This is a genomic window from Paracrocinitomix mangrovi (assembly GCF_019740355.2).
Taxonomy (GTDB): domain Bacteria; phylum Bacteroidota; class Bacteroidia; order Flavobacteriales_D; family Crocinitomicaceae; genus Paracrocinitomix; species Paracrocinitomix mangrovi.
Window position 1 is genome coordinate 3,319,060 of record NZ_CP091819.1, and the last position, 17,858, is coordinate 3,336,917.

A 17,858-nucleotide genomic window follows, 5' to 3' on the forward strand; every position below is an offset into this window, starting at 1 on the left:
AACTATTTGGGAGTTATAGATGTTACTGAATTATAAATATTTTGCGAAGGTTTATTATGCCTTGTTTGTGGTAATAGGAATTATTGTCACAGGTACTTTGGGTTTCATGATTGTAGAAGGGTGGAGTTTGCTTGACTCTTTTTATATGACACTACAAACTGTATCTACAGTTGGTTTTAATGAGATTAAGCCTTTGTCACCGGAAGGAAAAATATTTACTTCATTTTTGATCATTTTATCATTTGGTACTTTTGGTTATGTAGTGACTGCAATAACTTCCTACGTAGTTTCAGGTGAGTATAAAAAGTACTTTCAAGAATATAAGACTTTAAAAACAGCAGAGAATATGGAGAACCATACAATAGTTTGCGGATATGGAAGGGTTGGAAAACAAGCTGCTCACGATTTAAAATTCTACAAAAAGAGTTTTGTCGTAGTAGAAAGAGATCAAGAGATTACAAACGATCCTGAATTTAATGAGATCACTTTTATAAAAGGTGATTCCACAGATGATCAAGCCCTTTTGAAAGCAAATATTTCTAATGCTACTTCATTGATTACTGCCTTACCTAATGATGCAGATAATTTATTTGTAGTGCTATCTGCTCGTGAATTAAATCCCAAATTGAAAATTATCTCAAGGGCATCTTCTTATTCATCAATGAGAAAATTGAGAATTGCCGGTGCAGATAATGTAATCATGCCTGATACAGTTGGTGGTGCTCACATGGCTTCATTGGTTGTTACCCCTGATATGATGGAGTTCATGGATTTAATTAAAGTTTCAGGAAAATCAACGGTAAATTTAGAAGAAGTTAGTTTTCAAGATTTACCCGAAGCATACCAAAACCTTACAATTGGTGAGCTTGAAAATTTTTCTAAATCAGGTTGTAATGTAATTGGATATCGAACTGAAGAAGGAGAATACATCATAAACCCTCCAAACGATATGAAAATTACTAAGAATTCAAAAATGTTCGTTTTGGGAAATCCTGAACAAATTAAAAAACTAAACACCGTTCTGGGAATATCATAAATGCACATTTTAATTACAGGATCTAACGGCTTATTGGGCCAAAAAATAGTAGCGCAGTTATTAGATGCTAACATCTCCTTTGTGGCAACCTCTAAAGGAAAGAACAGAAATCCAGATTGCCCTGAGGAATTTTATCAATCTCTTGATATTACTGATAAAGCCCAAATTGAATCTATTTGTGACGGGCAAGAGTTTACGGCAATCATCAACACGGCTGCCATGACTAATGTAGATGCATGTGAAGAGAATGAGGCTGAATGTAGAAAGGTAAATGTAGCTGCTGTTAAAAATTTATATGAAGTTTCTGAAGATTTAGGTTTATACTTTGTTCAAGTTTCAACAGATTTTGTTTTTGATGGTGAAAATGGACCATACAAAGAAGAGGATGAGAGAAACCCTTTGAGTATATATGCCACTTCTAAAAGGGATGCAGAGGATATTCTGATTAATGGTAACTACCCCAACTGGTCTATTTTAAGAACCATTATTGTATATGGTGAAGGGAATAATTTAAGTAGGTCTAACATTGTACTCTGGGCAAAAGAAGCGCTAAAACAAGGAAATGAATTGACTATTGTAAATGATCAGTTTAGAGCTCCAACATGGGCAGATGATTTGGCATGGGCTTGTATTCAATCAGTAAAGTTAAAGGCTGAAGGAATTTTTCATATCTCTGGCCCGGAAACTATTTCCATTTATGATTTGGTTTGTAGAATTGCAGATTTTTATGGATTTGATAAAACCGTCGTTAAACCGATATCTTCAAATACCTTGAATCAAAAAGCAAAAAGACCTCCAAAAACCGGCTTTGATTTAACAAAATCAGCAAAGATTTTATCCTATCGACCACTAACATTAGAAGAAAGCCTTCAGTACATTACAAATTAGTCCCTAAGATTAATTTTTTATATTTGCTCGAACCCGTACTAGAACACTTAAAATCTAATATGAAGAAATTACTTGCCTTCCTATTTTTATTAATTCCATTTTTCAACTTCGCAAGAGATAAAGGTATCGATCAAAAGATTGATGAAACCTTTGGAAGCTATACTTCCTGGTTTGTTGATTTTATCTTTATGCCAATCCCATTTAGTAAGGATATTCAAGTTCCTTGGGTGCTTATTGTGCTAATTGGTGCTGCGGTAAGTTTTACTATTTACTTCAGATTTATCAATGTTCGTGGATTTAAAACTGCGATCAATATTGTCAGAGGTAAATATGATGAATTAGAAAGTGGAGAAGATCATATTGAGGCTTCAGAAGATACAGTTCATACAGTTGACGGAGATATCGTTGATACGATAAGAGTTGAGCAAAAAGAAGGTGAACATCACGGAGAGGTTTCTCACTTTCAAGCTTTAACTGCTGCATTGTCTGCGACAGTAGGTTTAGGAAACATTGCCGGAGTAGCCGTAGCTTTATCTGTTGGTGGACCAGGTGCCACTTTTTGGATGATTGTTGCAGGTTTAATTGGGATGGCGTCTAAGTTTACTGAATGTACACTAGGAGTAAAATACCGTGAAATTGATAAAGACGGTAAAGTGTTTGGTGGACCTATGTACTACCTTAAAAAAGGTTTGCGAGACAAAAAAATGGCCAATTTTGGTAGAGTTTTAGCTGTGATTTTTGCTATCATGTGTATCGGAGGATCATTTGGTGGAGGTAATATGTTCCAATCAAATCAGGCGTTTGCAATGCTTGAATCTTATGGTTCAACTAAGGCTTCAGAATATGAAAATCTTAGTGAAACTGTTGGAGAACAAGTAAAATATAATTTCTACACAGAAGAAACTATTACTATTGAATCAGTTAAAAAAGATTCAATTACTTATAAAAAAGGTGATGAATCAGTGACTGTTTCAAATGAGACAATGGTAGGTGATTCAACTAGAATTGGAACTACTGATGAAACAATTAAGAAAGATACAGATTTTGAAACCCTTGTAGGTGAAAATGTAATTATCGCTTCGCCTCAATCTTTATTGTACAATGTTGAATCTGTTGAGAATGGAGAAGTGACTTTGGTGTATAAAGACGAAAAGAAAGTAGTTTCAGAAGAAGAGTTTAAAGCTGGAGGAGTTGTTACACCATTAACTGGATATGGTTTCATTTTCGGAATTGTGATGGCTATTTTAGTAGGTATCGTAATTATTGGTGGTATTAAAAAAATTGCAAAGGTTACAGACAAAATTGTTCCATTCATGGTGGCAATTTATGTATTAGCTGCAATGACAATTTTAATAATGAAAGGAAGTGAAATTCCAAGAGCCTTCGGTCAAATATTTGAAGGTGCTTTTACCGGATTAGGGATTGCAGGAGGTGTTTTCGGTGTGTTGATACAAGGTTTCCAAAGAGCGGCTTTTTCCAATGAAGCCGGAATTGGTTCGGCATCTATCGCTCACTCTGCGGTAAAAACAAAATATGCAGCTAGTGAAGGATTGGTTGCTTTGTTAGAGCCTTTTATTGATACTGTTTTAGTTTGTACTATGACTGCATTAGTGCTTATTATTACAAATGGAGACGGATCTATTATGGAATACGGTACAAAAGTTTCTCAAGGAGTAGAGGTAACGTCTGCAGCTTTCGGCTCGGTATTTAGTTTCTTCCCATTGATTTTAACAATAGCTGTAATTTTATTTGCATTCTCAAGTATGATTTCATGGTCGTATTACGGATATCAAGCATGGACCTTTTTGTTTGGTAGAGATAAAAAAGTAGAATATGCTTATAAAGCCTTATTTTGTGTATTCGTAGTAGTTGGAGCCGCATCTCAACTTGATTCGGTAATGGGCTTCTCAGATGCTATGATCTTTGCAATGTTGGTTCCTAATATGATTGGATTATTTATTCTTGCTCCGGTGGCTGGTCAGGAATTGAAAAAATTCATGGGCAAAGTCAAAGAACTCAAAGCAAGATAATGTGAAATCTTATTTCCACTTTACAAGGAAACAAAAGGTTGGAGTAGTAAGTATTTCAATCATTATTGTCTTTTTGATAGTGGTTTTAAATGTCAATAAAAGTCAGGGTTTACCTGATGCGGACGTAATTCCCATAAGCGAAGCTGATTTTATCCAAATTAAGGGTGATAATCACTTAGACACCCTTGAAGCAAATTCAGAATTTACTAAAGACAAATCAAAAAGTAAAACAACTTATAAGCTTTCAAAGTTTGATCCAAATTTACTTGACCAAAAAGGCTGGGAAGGAATTGGTTTCTCTGATAAACAAGCTAAGTCAATAGTTGATTATAGAGACAAATATGGTCCTTTTGTTAAAGCAGAAGACGTAGAGAAAATATACGTAATAAGCGAAGATAAATTTAAGGAAATCGAACCTTACATGATCCTTGATGGGGCTGATCCGGTTTCGGATATCCCAAATTCAATTTTGATCAATTCTTGCAATTCAACTGATTTGGAGGCACTCAAAGGAATTGGACCTTTCTATGCTGAACGTATTATTAAATACAGAGATTTTTTAGGTGGATTTGTGAGTAAAGATCAGTTCAATGAAGTTTACGGTTTGTCCGAATTGGCAATTGAATCTCTGAGTTTAACGGCAGAGTTTGATCTGAATCAAATTAAAAAAATCAATATCAATGAGGATAAGAAAGAAGACATTAGAAAACATCCTTATTTCAAAGAGAATTGGGGAGCAGTGGCTGAAATAATTAAAAGAAGATCGGAGTCTAAAATTGAAAATTTAGATTTTTTGGAGGAAAAAGGATTAATGTCTAAATCGGAGATTGAAAAAGTGTCTCCTTATATATCATACTAAATGAGCGCATTGTCAGAAGAAATAAAAAAAGTTATCAGGGATGTACCAAACTTCCCCAAAGAAGGAATCGTATTTAAGGATATCACACCAATTTTACATGATCCAAATTTGTGTAAAATGATTAAAAACGCAATAGTAAGTGAAGTAAAAAATCTTGGTGTTGATGTTGTTGCCGGAATTGAAAGTAGAGGTTTTTTGTTTGGATTATCATTGGCAATGGAACTAGATGTGCCATTCGTTTTGATAAGAAAAAAAGGGAAGTTACCATATGAAACCGTTTCGTATAAATATGATTTGGAATATGGTTCTGCCGAAATCGAAATGCATATTGATGCAATTTCTCCTAATCAAAAAGTGCTGATTCATGATGATTTATTGGCGACAGGAGGAACAGCAGCAGCTGTTTCAGAACTAGTGAAAAAACAAGGGGCAACTGTTGCAGGTTATAGTTTTTTAATCGAGTTAGCTTTCCTTGAAGGAAGTGAATTATTAACCAAATACTCAGAAAATATTAGTACTTTAGTCCGCTACTAAATAAAACACCTTGAAGCTACGACAGTCCTTTAGAGTGTAGTATTTAGCTTGAACGGTTGGTTCCGGTATATTTTTGAGAAACGTATTACTTAAACATGGAAATTGTAGAAAACGAAAATCAGGTAATGATTAGGCAAATGGTTAGAGATTTTGCCGAAAAAGAAATTCGCCCGCATTTTATGGAATGGGATGAGACCCAGGAATTCCCTGTACCCCTTTTTAAGAAATTAGGTGGCCTTGGATTAATGGGTGTGCTTGTTCCTGAAGAGTATGGTGGAAGTGGTTTTGGTTATAATGAATACATTACTGTAATTTCTGAAATTGCTCAAGTTTGTGGATCAATTGGATTATCGGTAGCAGCTCATAATTCACTTTGTACAGGTCACATTTTATATCATGGATCTGAAGAGCAAAAAAGAAAATATTTACCAAAGTTAGCCTCAGCTGAGTTTATTGGTGCTTGGGGATTAACTGAAACAGGAACCGGATCTGATGCGGGAGGTATGGCTACCACTGCTGTAAAGGACGGTGATTATTATATTTTAAACGGTTCAAAAAACTTTATCACTCACGCCATTAGTGGTGATGTAGCAGTTGTCATTGTTAGAACTGGTGAAAAAGGAGATTCTCACGGAATGTCTGCTTTCATAGTTGAAAAAGGAACTCCTGGTTTTAAATCTGGTAAAAAAGAGAATAAATTGGGGATGCGTGCTTCTGAAACTGCTGAATTGATTTTTGAGAACTGTAGAGTACATAAAGATCAGTTAATAGGAGAAGAAGGAAAAGGATTTATTCAGGCCATGAAAGTTTTGGATGGAGGAAGAATTTCTATCGGAGCTTTGGCGCTAGGTATCGCTCAAGGAGCATTCAAAGCAGCGGTTAAATACTCTAAAGAAAGAGAACAATTTGGTCAACCAATTGCTAAATTTCAAGGTATCGCTTTTAAATTGGCAGATATGGCAACTAAAATTGAAGCAGCAGAACTATTGTTGCTACAAGCAGCTGCTATGAAAATGAGAGGAGAAAAAATGACTAAGGAATCTGCAATGGCTAAATATTATGCTTCAGAAATTTCAGTAGAAGTTTCTACAGATGCTGTTCAGATCTTTGGAGGATACGGATATACAAAAGATTTTCCAGTAGAGAAATTTTACAGAGATTCTAAGTTGTGTACAATTGGAGAAGGGACATCAGAAATTCAAAAATTGGTAATTTCACGCGAATTATTTAAATAGATTTTGCGTTACTAAAAAAAAGAATTATCTTTGCCATCCAATTTTGATAAAAGAAATAAGAAAGATATGTTAATAATTCCATTGAAAGAAGGCGAAAACATTGAGAGAGCTTTAAAAAGATACAAAAAGAAGTTTGAAAGAACAGGTGTCTTAAGAGAATTGAGAGATAGACAACAATTTACAAAACCTTCTGTTGTTGAAAGACAAATGAAATTGAAAGCTGCTTATAGACAAAAAATGCAGCAAGAAGAAATGTAATTAAAACATATTCTCTAAAAATACGTACAAGGAGTATCAACTGATACTCCTTTTTTTATGTCTTTAATCGCAGAATTCGAATATTATCTGGTGCATGAGAAGCGATATTCTCAGCATACGGTGATAGCGTATCTAAAAGATCTGGAACAATTCTGTGAGATCCTTAATTTAAGCTCGGATAAAAGTATCAAGGAAGTAAACCACCAAATGATGAGATCTTATTTGGTGGATATGATGGAAGAAGGTCTAGAAAATTCTTCTGTAAATAGAAAGTTGAGCTCTGTTAAAACATTTTACAGGTTTATTCGCCAACAAGGATACATTGATGCAAATCCGGCTCAAAAAGTTAAAAGTGTTAAGCAAAAAAAAGTATTGCCTCAGTTTGTGCCCGAACAACAGCTTTGGGACAGCAGTATTTTTAATGACATAGAAGACGAGTTTACTAGATGTCAGGATGAGCTTATTATGGAGCTTTTATATCAAACCGGTATTCGACTTAGCGAATTAATCAATTTAGAAGAATCAAATATCTCTGATCACCAAATTAAAGTGTTGGGTAAAAGAAATAAGGAACGCATAATTCCAATTTCACATTTATTAACAGAAATAATTTATCGTTATCGCCAATCTAAATCAGTTTTAGGTCTGAAAACCAGACATTTACTTTGCACCAAGGCTGAAAAAAAATTGAGTCCTAAATTTGTTTATAATAAGGTAAATTTTTATCTTTCTAGAGTAACGAATTTGAGTAAAAAAAGCCCGCATGTGTTAAGGCATACTTTTGCTACTCACATGTTAAACAATGGTGCATCTTTGGAGACGATAAAGAAGCTTTTGGGCCACACAGATTTATCAGCTACTCAGATTTACACTCATAATTCGTTCAAACAGATACAATCGATTTATAAACAGGCTCATCCAAGAGGTTAGCCGATCACGTGAGCGAACGTGAATTAAAACTAGAGGTATTATGGATATAAATGTTCATTCAGTGCACTTCAGTGCCGACAGAAAACTAGTAGATTTTATCAACGGAAAGGTTTCTAAATTAGAAGTGTTTTTTGATAATATTATTGCTGGTGAAGTTTACCTTCGATTAGACAACTCTGCAAATGCTGAAAATAAAGTTGCAGAAATTAAATTGTCGATTCCCGGGAAAGAATTATTTGCAAAGAAACAATGTAAAAGTTTTGAGGAGGCAGCCGACCTGGCTTGTGAAGCACTGAGGAGGCAGGTAAGAAAACAAAAGTCCAAGAGGAAATAATAATATTTTAACTAATTTAGTCCCTGATCCACTGATTGTTGTTCAGGGATTTTTTTTTGAATTTATAAATCTATAACGAGAAAACTAGTTCATTTTGGCTCAATACTTGCCTTTGAATTAGAAAAGACAATTTTAATTAAAAGCGTATGAAAAAATTTATTGCATTGTTAAGCTTGGTTTTATTTTTTGGATTTAACGGATCTGCACAAACCAAGATAGGAGGAATAGTGATGCCCAATGTTATGAAAGTAGATGGGGAATATCTAAAAATGAATGGCGGTGGAGTCAGAGAAAAGTATTGGATTGATTTATACGTAGGTGTATTATATCTAGAAAATAAATCTTCAGATGCTGAGAAAATTATGAGTGCTGATGAAAAAATGGCGATCAAATTGAGAATAGTTTCAGGAATGGTTTCTAATTCAAAATTAGAAGATGCCGTAAGAGAAGGAATGGAGAAATCTACAAAAGGAAACATGGAACCTTATAAAGCTAGATTAGAAAAATTGATCAAAGAAGGTTTTGGTGAAGATGTAGAAGATGGAGACATTTTTGATTTAGTTTATGTACCTGGTAAAGGAACATCTTTAATTAAGAATCAAAAAACACTAGTTACAGTAGAAGGATTAGACTTTAAAAAAGCAATTTTTGGCGTTTGGTTATGTGATGAACCAGCTCAGGAATCCCTGAAAAAGAAAATGTTAGGTAACTAAGAAAAAAAAATTAAAATTTTATCTGATTTTTTGTTTTGTCACAAGAAATTAGTTTTATATATTTGCACTCCCGTTTTGAAAAATGCGGGAGTTTTTTAGTTCTTTAAATAAGAAATTTTTTCGCCTCTGTAGCTCAGCTGGCTAGAGCAGCTGATTTGTAATCAGCAGGTCGTGGGTTCGAGTCCCTCCAGAGGCTCTTTTAGTGCTAAGTACTAAAAGGGGAGATACCAGAGTGGCCAAATGGGACGGACTGTAACTCCGTTGGCTTACGCCTTCGCAGGTTCGAATCCTGCTCTCCCCACTATAGCACTTAGGTAAAGAAAGAAAAATAATAAGCGGGAGTAGCTCAGTTGGTAGAGCGTCAGCCTTCCAAGCTGAGGGTCGCGAGTTCGAGTCTCGTCTCCCGCTCAATAAATCGTCAAACGAGATGGTTAAGGTATTAAGAACTATCGTGCCGGTGTAGCTCAGGGGTAGAGCGTTTCCTTGGTAAGGAAGAGGTCACGGGTTCAAATCCCGTCATTGGCTCAAAAGGTTGTGATGGGAATTATGAAATTGAGACAATGGAATTTGGCTAGTTCAAATTCATCTTTTTAACATTTAAAAAGATTGTGTTGACTCAAGGGATTAGTGTATCCGCCTAAGGCGGATTTTGTAGTTTGTAAAAATTTGATAATTAATAAAATAACAAAGTAAACAATTGTAGATTATGGCTAAGGAAACCTTTAATCGTTCCAAACCACACGTAAATATTGGGACAATTGGACACGTTGACCATGGTAAAACTACTTTGACTGCTGCTATTACTACTGTATTAGCAAAAGCTGGTGGTGCTGAAGTAAGAAGCTTCGATACTATTGATAACGCTCCTGAAGAAAAAGAAAGAGGTATTACTATTAATACATCTCACGTAGAATACGAAACTGAAACTAGACACTATGCTCACGTTGACTGTCCAGGTCACGCCGACTATGTAAAGAACATGGTAACTGGTGCTGCTCAAATGGATGGTGCGATCTTGGTAGTTGCTGCTACTGATGGTCCTATGCCTCAAACTAGAGAGCACATCCTTTTAGGAAGACAGGTTGGTGTTCCTAGAATGGTTGTTTTCATGAACAAAGTTGACATGGTTGATGATGAAGAGCTACTTGAATTAGTAGAAATGGAAATCAGAGACTTGTTGTCTTTCTATGAGTATGATGGAGATAATACTCCAGTTATCCAAGGATCTGCTTTAGGTGGATTGAATGGAGAGCCTAAATGGGAAGAAACTATCATGAAATTGATGGAGTCAGTTGATAACTGGATCGAACTTCCAGTTAGAGAAGTTGATAAAGATTTCTTGATGCCTGTTGAGGATGTATTCTCAATTACTGGTCGTGGTACTGTTGCTACTGGTAAAATTGAAACTGGTGTTATTAACACTGGAGATGAGGTTGATATCATTGGTATGGGTGAAGAAAAATTATCTTCAACTATTACTGGGGTTGAGATGTTTAGAAAAATCTTAGATAGAGGTGAAGCTGGTGATAACGTAGGTCTTCTTTTGAGAGGTATCGAGAAAACTGATATCAGAAGAGGAATGGTAATCGCTAAACCTGGTTCAATTACTCCTCACGCTAAGTTTAAAGCTGAGGTTTATATCTTGAAAAAAGAAGAAGGTGGACGTCACACTCCATTCCATAACAAATATAGACCACAGTTCTACTTAAGAACTACTGACGTAACTGGTGAAATCGTTCTTGAAGACGGTAGAGAAATGGTTATGCCTGGTGATAACGTTACTATTACTGTAAACTTAATCGTTCCTGTTGCGATCAACAAAGGGTTGAGATTCGCGATCAGAGAAGGTGGTAGAACAGTAGGAGCTGGTCAGGTAACTGAGATTTTAGACTAAGTCTAATAATAACATATAAAAGAGGTGAACTCCGACACGTCGGAGTTGCCTTTTTTACGGGCGTAGTTCAATGGTAGAATACCGGTCTCCAACACCGTTGATGAGGGTTCGAATCCTTCCGCCCGTGCAAAATAGAAGAAAGTGGCAAACATAGTCAAATACATAGAGGAGTCTTACAATGAGTTAGTGCACAAGGTAACTTGGCCAACTTGGGATCAACTCCAAAGTAGTTCAATCGTGGTACTAGTTGCTTCGGTTATTTTTGCATTATTAATCTTTATCATGGATTATTTGTTTGGAATTAACGTGCAACACGTTGAAGGACAAACTGAATTCGGAATCTGGAAAGGTCTTTTAGGTTTCTACTATGATTTAAGAGGGGCATATTAATATGGCTGAGATTAAAAAACGTTGGTACGTAGTTCGTGCTATTGGTGGTAAAGAGAAAAAAGTTCGTGATTATATCGAGCTTGAGGTGAAGCGTCACAAAATTGAACACTTGGTAGGTCAGGTTTTGATTCCTACAGAAAAAGTGTATCAAATTAGAAACGGTAAAAAAATCAGCAAGGAAAGAAATTACTTGCCAGGTTACGTTTTGATTGAGGCTGCCCTTGAAGGTGAGGTGCAACACATTATTAAAAGTGTTCCTAACGTAATCGGATTTATGAGCGCGGTAAAGGGTGGCGACCCAATGCCTATGCGTAAAGAAGAAGTTAACCGAATTTTAGGTAAGGTTGACGAGTTAGCAGAACAAGAAGAAGAATTGAACATTCCTTATGTTGTTGGAGAAACTGTTAAAGTAATTGACGGTCCTTTCAACGGATTTAATGGAGTGATTGAAAATATTAATGAAGAGAAGAAGAAGTTAGAGGTGATGGTAAAAATATTCGGCCGTAAAACTCCACTTGAGTTGAACTATATGCAGGTCGATAAAAATAGTTAAGGTTATAATAAACGAGTAGGAGTGCTACGTGAGACGCCCCGATTTATCGGTAAAGACAATGCTTCCCGTCCGCGATTAACGCACGCTAACACTACTAAAAACAAAGCAAAATGGCAAAACAAATTGATGGATTGATCAAGCTTCAAATCAAAGGTGGAGCAGCTAATCCAGCACCTCCTGTAGGACCAGCTCTTGGTGCTAAGGGTGTTAATATCATGGAGTTCTGTAAGCAGTTTAATGCTAGAACCCAAGAGAAAGCTGGAAAAGTATTGCCGGTTGTAATTACAGTTTATAGCGATAAATCATTTGAATTTATTGTTAAAACTCCTCCGGTTGCTGTACAATTGATGGATGCTGCTAAGATCAAAGGTGGTTCTGCTGAACCAAATAGACAAAAAGTTGCTAAAGTTACTTGGGATCAAGTAAAAGCGATCGCTGAAGATAAAATTCAGGATATGAACGCTTTTAAAGTTGAATCTGCTATGAGAATGGTAGCCGGTACTGCAAGAAGTATGGGTATTACTGTAATCGGCAATTTCCCTGAAACAGTTTAAAATTAACGAGTTATGGCAAGAATAGGTAAGAAAAGAAAAGAGGCTTTGTCAAAAATTGACAAAACTAAAGCTTATTCCTTGACAGAAGCTTGTTCTCTGTTAAAGGAAATCACTAACGCTAAGTTTGATGCTTCAGTTGATGTTGCAGTAAGACTTGGAGTTGACCCAAGAAAATCTAACGAAATGGTACGTGGTACGGTAGCTTTGCCTCACGGAACAGGAAAAGACGTCAAAGTATTGGTGTTGTGTACTCCTGATAAGGAAGCTGAAGCAAAAGAAGCAGGTGCTGAACACGTTGGATTAGACGACTATATCAATAAAATTAAAGGAGGATGGACTGATATTGATGTTATCATTACAATGCCTTCCGTAATGGGTAAAGTAGGTGCTTTAGGTAGAGTATTAGGACCAAGAGGTTTGATGCCAAATCCTAAAACAGGTACTGTTACTATGGATATAGGAAAAGCAGTTCAAGATGTTAAGGCTGGTAAAATCGATTTCAGAGTTGATAAGTTTGGAATTGTACACTCATCTGTAGCTAAAGTATCTTTCGATCCTAAGAAAATCGAGGAGAATACGAATGAGTTACTTCAAACTATTATCAAATTGAAACCGGCAGCAGCTAAAGGTACTTATATCAAGAGCGTTTATTTAAGCTCTACTATGAGTCCAAGCATCAATGTTGACACTAAGGCGTTTGCCATTTAAAACACTCTAATATGACAAAAGAGGAAAAATCACAGTACATTGAAGATTTAGCAAGTAAATTGTCTGATACGGGTGTATTTTATTTAACAGATGCTTCAGGATTAACTGTTGAATCTGTTAACAGCTTAAGAGAAAAATGCTACAAAGCTAATATCGAACTTAAAGTGGTTAAAAACACTTTATTGAAAAAAGCTTTGGAGAAAATTGAGGACAAGAATTATGAAGATCTTTACGGAGTTCTTGCTGGTCCTACTGCAATCATGTTCTCTGAAGTAGGTAATGCCCCTGCGAAGTTGATCAAAGATTTCCGTAAAAAGTTTCCAAAACCGCTTTTGAAAGGTGCTTTTATTGAAGAAGCTATCTACACAGGAGAAGAGAATTTAGATTTCTTGGTTTCTATCAAAAGCAAAGAAGAACTTATCGGAGATATCATTGCACTTCTTCAATCGCCGGCGAAAAACGTTGTTTCTGGATTACAATCTGGAGGTGGCAAGTTAGCTGGTATTATTAAAACGCTTTCGGAAAGAACCGAAGCATAGTAATTAACTTAAATTAAAACAAAATAAAATGGCTGAATTAAAAGAATTCGCAGAACAACTAGTAAACCTTACAGTAAAAGAGGTAAACGAACTAGCTGAAATCCTTAAAGAAGAGTACGGAATCGAGCCTGCTGCTGCTGCAGTAGCTGTTGCTGGACCTGTTGGTGGTGGAGACGGTGGAGCAGCTGAAGAGAAAACTGAATTTGATGTTATCTTGAAATCTGCTGGTGGATCTAAATTAGCTGTAGTTAAATTGGTAAAAGAATTAACTGGAGCTGGTCTTAAAGAAGCTAAAGAACTAGTTGATGGTGCACCTGCTACTTTGAAAGAAGGTGTTTCTAAAGACGAAGCTGAAGGTCTTAAATCTTCATTAGAAGAGGCAGGAGCTGAAGTTGAGATTAAATAAGACATACTTATTTTATACAGGATAGGCACTGCTTTCGGGCATGTGCCTAGTCCTGTTTTATATTGCTTATCAATTGTATAAGTTTTTTGATAACTAAAATTTTTTAGCCTTGGGATCTACAAATAATATTACAGAAAGAATTAGCTTTAGAAGTCAATCAAGCAAGTTTGAATATCCCGACTTCTTGGATATCCAGTTAGAATCATTCAGGCAGTTCTTTCAGTTGGAAACAACCCCGGAAAACAGAAGTGATGAAGGTCTCTTCAAAGTGTTCAGCGAAAACTTCCCAATTACGGATACTCGTAATCAATTCGTTTTGGAGTTTTTGGACTATTTCATTGATCCACCTCGTTACACTATCCAAGAGTGTATAGATAGAGGATTAACTTACAGTGTTCCATTAAAAGCCAAATTAAAGCTTTATTGTACAGATCCTGAGCATGAGGATTTTGAGACGATCGTTCAAGACGTATATCTTGGTACTATCCCTTATATGACTCCAAAAGGTTCTTTCGTTATTAACGGAGCTGAAAGAGTTATCGTTTCACAATTACATAGATCACCTGGTGTGTTCTTTGGACAATCGCGTCACGCTAACGGTACTAAATTGTACTCGGCTAGAATTATTCCGTTTAAAGGATCTTGGATCGAATTTGCTACAGATATCAACTCGGTAATGTATGCTTATATCGATCGTAAAAAGAAATTACCTGTTACTACTTTGTTCCGTGCTATCGGATACGAAAGTGATAAAGATATTTTAGAAATCTTCGATCTTGCAGATGAAGTTAAAGTAAACAAAGCCAACTTGAAAAAGGTTTTGGATAGAAAACTTGCTGCAAGAGTTTTGAAAACTTGGGTTGAAGATTTCGTAGATGAGGATACTGGAGAAGTTGTTTCTATTGAAAGAAACGAAGTGTTATTAGATCGTGAAACTATTCTTGAAAAAGAACACATTGATCTAATTGTTGAGTCTGGAGCTAAAACTATTATCCTTCACAAGGAAAATGTAAATACTGCAGATTTTGCTATCATCTACAACACATTACAAAAAGATACTTCTAACTCAGAGAAAGAAGCGGTTGAACACATCTACCGTCAATTGAGAAATGCAGAGCCGCCTGATTTTGAAACAGCAAGGTCTGTATTTGAAAAACTATTCTTCTCTGATACAAGATATGACTTAGGTGAAGTTGGTCGTTTCCGTATCAATACCAAATTAGGAATTGACACTGATATCGAGCAAAAAGTATTGACTAAACAAGATATTATCTTGATCGTTAAATACTTGATTGAGTTAATCAATGCTAAAGCTGAGATTGATGATATCGATCACCTTTCTAATAGACGTGTAAGAACAGTTGGAGAGCAATTACACAACCAGTTCGGAGTTGGTTTGGCTAGAATGGCTAGAACGATCCGTGAAAGAATGAACGTTAGAGATAATGAGGTGTTTACGCCAATCGATTTGATTAATGCTAAGACACTTTCATCTGTAATTAATTCATTCTTCGGAACCAACCAGCTTTCTCAGTTCATGGATCAAACAAATCCACTTTCTGAGGTAACACACAAAAGAAGATTGTCGGCACTAGGGCCTGGAGGTCTTTCTAGAGAAAGAGCAGGGTTTGAGGTGCGTGACGTTCACTATACTCACTACGGTAGATTGTGTACTATTGAAACACCTGAGGGACCAAACATTGGTTTGATTTCTTCATTGTGTGTATATGCAAAAGTTAATAAGTTGGGATTCATTGAAACTCCTTATTGGGAAGTGAAAGATGGAAAAGTAAATTATACTACTCCAATTTATAAATCTGCTGAAGAAGAAGAAGGTAAAGTAATTGCTCAGGCAAGTGCTGAAACTGACGATAAAGGTAAATTGGTTAATGATAAGATTAAGGCAAGATTAGAGGGTGACTTCCCTGTTGTTGATCCGAATGAAATATCAATGATGGACGTTGGAACTAACCAGATTGCATCAATTGCAGCATCTTCAATTCCTTTCTTGGAGCATGATGATGCCAACCGTGCCTTGATGGGATCTAACATGCAGCGTCAGGCAGTTCCTTTATTGAAACCTACTTCTCCTATTGTTGGAACCGGAATTGAGAAATTGGTAGCGAGAGACTCTCGTGTATTGATCAATGCTGAAGGTGACGGAGTAGTTGAGTATGTTGATGCAAATGAAATTCAAATCAAATACAACTTGTCTGCAGAAGATAAATTGGTAAGCTTTGATGGAGAGGTTAAAACTTATGAGTTAACTAAATTCCAAAAAACTAACCAATCTACTACTATCAATCTTAGACCAATTGTGGCTAAAGGAGATACAGTAGAAAAAGGACAGGTACTTTGTGAAGGATATGCAACTCAAGCTGGAGAGTTGGCCTTAGGTCAAAACTTGAAAGTAGCGTTCATGCCTTGGCAAGGATATAACTTTGAGGATGCGATTGTAATCTCTGAGAAAATCGTTAGAGATGACATCTTTACTTCAGTTCACATTGACGAATATACTTTAGAGGTTCGTGATACAAAACGTGGATTGGAAGAATTAACTGCTGATATTCCAAACGTTTCAGAAGAGGCTACAAAAGACTTAGATGAAAACGGAATTATCAGAGTTGGTGCTGATATCAAAGAAGGAGATATTTTGATTGGTAAGATTACTCCTAAAGGAGAAACTGATCCTTCTCCGGAAGAAAAACTATTGAGAGCTATCTTTGGTGACAAAGCAGGTGATGTAAAAGATGCATCATTGAAAGCAGGACCTTCTTTAAGAGGTGTTGTTGTTGACAAGAAATTGTTCTCAAGAGCAATCAAAGACAGAAAAACTAAAGCAAAAGATAAGCCAATTTTAGCGCAGTTAGATGAAGACTACGAAAAAGAGGCAGGTGCTTTAAAAGGAGTTTTGATTGACAAGTTATTAGACATTTTGAAAGATGAAAAATCTGCTGGTGTTTTCAATAACTATAAAGAAGAGATCTTGAAAAAGGGAATTAAATTCTCTCAAAAGAACTTGCAAACTGTTGATTTCTCAATTGTTAATCCATACGATTGGACTGGAAATGAGAAAATAAATAAATTGATCCAAAGAGTATTGCACAATTACTCGATCAAAGCAAATGATCTTCTTGGAATTTATAAGCGTAAAAAATTCCAGATTTCAGTAGGTGATGAGTTACCAACAGGAATCGTTAAAATGGCAAAAGTTTACGTTGCTAAGAAGAGAAAGTTGAAAGTTGGTGATAAGATGGCAGGACGTCACGGAAATAAAGGAATCGTGGCAAATATCGTTCGTCAAGAAGATATGCCTTTCCTTGAAGATGGAACTCCTGTTGATATCGTACTTAACCCACTAGGGGTACCTTCTCGTATGAACCTTGGACAGATTTATGAAACTGTACTAGGATGGGCAGGTGAAAAACTAGGTGTTAAGTTTGCTACTCCAATTTTTGACGGAGCATCAATGGACCAAATCAACGAATACACGGAAAAAGCAGGTGTGCCTAAATTCGGTAAAACTTACTTGTATGATGGTAATACAGGAGAGATTTTCGATCAACCGGCAACTGTTGGTGTAATCTATATGTTGAAATTAGGTCACATGGTTGATGACAAGATGCACGCACGTTCTATCGGACCATACTCGTTGATTACTCAACAACCATTGGGTGGTAAAGCTCAATTTGGAGGTCAGCGTTTTGGTGAGATGGAGGTTTGGGCACTTGAAGCTTATGGTGCAGCTAATATCTTGAGAGAGATTTTAACAATCAAGTCGGATGACGTTGTAGGAAGAGCGAAAGCTTATGAGTCGATTGTTAAAGGTGAAAACTTCCAGGAGCCTGGTATTCCAGAATCATTCAATGTATTGTTGAATGAGTTGGCAGGACTTGGATTGAACATCACAATGGATTAATTATTAATAGAAAAAAGAACATAGAACAAGGAAAAAAGACAAAGACTTATTCACTTTAAGTCTTTGCTCTTTGCTCTT

General features: G+C 36.1%; 18 protein-coding genes and 5 tRNA genes. All 23 read left to right on the forward strand.

Annotated features, from left to right (window positions below):
• Positions 1-19: 19 nt before the first annotated feature.
• The 23 genes from K6119_RS14875 to rpoB all read left to right on the forward strand — a co-directional run bounded on the left by K6119_RS14875 (position 20) and on the right by rpoB (position 17,780).
• Positions 20-1,036, forward strand: a complete 1,017-nt coding sequence (locus K6119_RS14875; RefSeq protein WP_221832962.1) for a potassium channel family protein — start codon at positions 20-22, stop codon at positions 1,034-1,036.
• Positions 1,037-1,924: an SDR family oxidoreductase gene (locus tag K6119_RS14880; RefSeq protein ID WP_221832964.1), complete on the forward strand. Its 888-nt coding sequence runs from the start codon at positions 1,037-1,039 to the stop codon at positions 1,922-1,924.
• 59 nt (positions 1,925-1,983) lie between these two features.
• Positions 1,984-3,954, forward strand: coding sequence for an alanine/glycine:cation symporter family protein (locus K6119_RS14885; RefSeq protein WP_237828032.1), 1,971 nt, complete (start codon positions 1,984-1,986; stop codon positions 3,952-3,954).
• Between the two features lies 1 nt (position 3,955).
• Entirely contained in the window at positions 3,956-4,813 is an 858-nt protein-coding gene (locus K6119_RS14890; RefSeq protein ID WP_221832966.1) for a ComEA family DNA-binding protein, read from the forward strand.
• Positions 4,814-5,347 carry an adenine phosphoribosyltransferase gene (locus K6119_RS14895; RefSeq protein WP_221832967.1) on the forward strand — a complete coding sequence of 178 codons (534 nt, stop codon included), beginning with the start codon at positions 4,814-4,816 and terminating at the stop codon, positions 5,345-5,347. It abuts the gene before it with no gap.
• 95 nt (positions 5,348-5,442) lie between these two features.
• Positions 5,443-6,582, forward strand: a complete 1,140-nt coding sequence (locus K6119_RS14900) for an acyl-CoA dehydrogenase family protein (RefSeq protein ID WP_237828033.1) — start codon at positions 5,443-5,445, stop codon at positions 6,580-6,582.
• Between the two features lie 66 nt (positions 6,583-6,648).
• The gene (gene rpsU / locus K6119_RS14905; RefSeq protein ID WP_221832968.1) at positions 6,649-6,840 is read left to right on the forward strand and encodes a 30S ribosomal protein S21; all 192 of its coding nucleotides are present in this window, start codon (positions 6,649-6,651) and stop codon (positions 6,838-6,840) included.
• A 57-nt stretch (positions 6,841-6,897) separates the two neighbouring features.
• Positions 6,898-7,770, forward strand: coding sequence for a tyrosine-type recombinase/integrase (locus K6119_RS14910; RefSeq protein ID WP_221832969.1), 873 nt, complete (start codon positions 6,898-6,900; stop codon positions 7,768-7,770).
• Positions 7,771-7,810: 40 nt separating this feature from the next.
• The gene (gene hpf, locus K6119_RS14915) at positions 7,811-8,104 is read left to right on the forward strand and encodes a ribosome hibernation-promoting factor, HPF/YfiA family (RefSeq protein ID WP_221832970.1); all 294 of its coding nucleotides are present in this window, start codon (positions 7,811-7,813) and stop codon (positions 8,102-8,104) included.
• A gap of 146 nt (positions 8,105-8,250) precedes the next feature.
• Positions 8,251-8,817 carry a chalcone isomerase family protein gene (locus K6119_RS14920; RefSeq protein WP_221832971.1) on the forward strand — a complete coding sequence of 189 codons (567 nt, stop codon included), beginning with the start codon at positions 8,251-8,253 and terminating at the stop codon, positions 8,815-8,817.
• 122 nt (positions 8,818-8,939) lie between these two features.
• Positions 8,940-9,013, forward strand: a tRNA-Thr gene (locus K6119_RS14925).
• 22 nt (positions 9,014-9,035) lie between these two features.
• Positions 9,036-9,118, forward strand: a tRNA-Tyr gene (locus K6119_RS14930).
• Between the two features lie 34 nt (positions 9,119-9,152).
• Positions 9,153-9,225 (forward strand) — tRNA-Gly (locus K6119_RS14935).
• Positions 9,226-9,270: 45 nt separating this feature from the next.
• Positions 9,271-9,342 (forward strand) — tRNA-Thr (locus tag K6119_RS14940).
• A gap of 181 nt (positions 9,343-9,523) precedes the next feature.
• Positions 9,524-10,711: an elongation factor Tu gene (gene tuf / locus K6119_RS14945; protein WP_221832972.1), complete on the forward strand. Its 1,188-nt coding sequence runs from the start codon at positions 9,524-9,526 to the stop codon at positions 10,709-10,711.
• A gap of 56 nt (positions 10,712-10,767) precedes the next feature.
• Positions 10,768-10,838 (forward strand) — tRNA-Trp (locus tag K6119_RS14950).
• A gap of 14 nt (positions 10,839-10,852) precedes the next feature.
• Positions 10,853-11,101, forward strand: coding sequence for a preprotein translocase subunit SecE (secE, locus tag K6119_RS14955; RefSeq protein WP_221832974.1), 249 nt, complete (start codon positions 10,853-10,855; stop codon positions 11,099-11,101).
• 1 nt (position 11,102) lies between these two features.
• Entirely contained in the window at positions 11,103-11,654 is a 552-nt protein-coding gene (nusG, locus tag K6119_RS14960; RefSeq protein ID WP_221832976.1) for a transcription termination/antitermination protein NusG, read from the forward strand.
• A gap of 110 nt (positions 11,655-11,764) precedes the next feature.
• Positions 11,765-12,208: a 50S ribosomal protein L11 gene (gene rplK / locus K6119_RS14965; protein WP_221832978.1), complete on the forward strand. Its 444-nt coding sequence runs from the start codon at positions 11,765-11,767 to the stop codon at positions 12,206-12,208.
• A 12-nt stretch (positions 12,209-12,220) separates the two neighbouring features.
• Entirely contained in the window at positions 12,221-12,916 is a 696-nt protein-coding gene (gene rplA, locus K6119_RS14970; protein WP_221832979.1) for a 50S ribosomal protein L1, read from the forward strand.
• 11 nt (positions 12,917-12,927) lie between these two features.
• Positions 12,928-13,455: a 50S ribosomal protein L10 gene (rplJ, locus tag K6119_RS14975; protein ID WP_221832982.1), complete on the forward strand. Its 528-nt coding sequence runs from the start codon at positions 12,928-12,930 to the stop codon at positions 13,453-13,455.
• A gap of 28 nt (positions 13,456-13,483) precedes the next feature.
• Complete coding sequence (rplL, locus tag K6119_RS14980) at positions 13,484-13,861, forward strand: 50S ribosomal protein L7/L12 (protein WP_221832984.1); 378 nt, start codon at positions 13,484-13,486, stop codon at positions 13,859-13,861.
• 109 nt (positions 13,862-13,970) lie between these two features.
• Positions 13,971-17,780, forward strand: coding sequence for a DNA-directed RNA polymerase subunit beta (rpoB, locus tag K6119_RS14985; RefSeq protein WP_221832986.1), 3,810 nt, complete (start codon positions 13,971-13,973; stop codon positions 17,778-17,780).
• The last annotated feature ends 78 nt before the right edge of the window (positions 17,781-17,858 follow it).